General features: G+C 45.4%; 1 protein-coding gene. It reads right to left on the bottom strand.

Annotation, left to right across the window (positions count from 1 at the left end):
- Positions 1-859, bottom strand: an 859-nt coding sequence (locus AB4351_RS22145) for a hypothetical protein (RefSeq protein ID WP_372127199.1), incomplete at both ends; no start/stop codon positions are given.

Below are 859 nucleotides of genomic sequence, written 5' to 3' on the forward strand. Positions count from 1 at the left end.
ACGACAAACGTACTCGCAACAGTCATATCAGTGATGGTTGGCACATCATCCGTCACCGTGATCTTCAGATCGATCGCATTCGATTTATCTTGGTCGAAATCTTCAGCTACAACAGAGAAGTTAAGGTTAATCGCGTTTTCACCCGCGCCATCAAGGTGCTTAAATGGTTTAAACAATTCGAATTGATAGCTGTTATCCGAGGTATCGAAAATAATTTCGAACACCGCTTCATTACTCGCTGCTGTTTGAGCAACGTAAGTAAATGTTGTGCCGCTTTGCGACACAGCTTGCCACTCTAGACTTTCTCCATCTGAGGTTAAGCCAGTCAGAACCAAATCTTCATCAACCAGTTCATACTTCACAACACCATCGGCGCCTTCATCAACCGTGAATAACCCATTAATAATGGTATCTTCAGATTGATCTGAACCAATACCAGTAAGATCGTCTTCATCGACAACCATGTCACCAGTCGGCGCCGTCATTACTGGCGCATCATCGAGCACCTCGATTGGCAATACATATTGGTTAGAATCATCGCCATCACCATCGACGGCAACGACATCGAATGGAATCGTTAAGGTATTGGAATTCGGACTTGTAGGATGATTTAGAGGACCTAACAATGTAAAGGTATAAGAGCCATCATTCGCTAGCGCGAGCGTGAAGACAGGAGTCCCGCTTGTCGTCGTACCTTGATAGGTCGTTGTGTTAGTCGCCCCTGTGATTTCTGTAATAGAAATCGCTTCAGTTCCAGAGGTCAATGTCGCTTCAAGAGCTGAGATATTACGCAGTTCGTAAACCTCTACTTGGTCTGCACCTTCAGTGGTAACAAACGAGCCTGTCGCCTGAGCGACAA

The sequence above is a fragment of the Vibrio sp. 10N.261.51.F11 genome (assembly GCF_041471665.1).
Classification (GTDB): domain Bacteria; phylum Pseudomonadota; class Gammaproteobacteria; order Enterobacterales; family Vibrionaceae; genus Vibrio; species Vibrio crassostreae_C.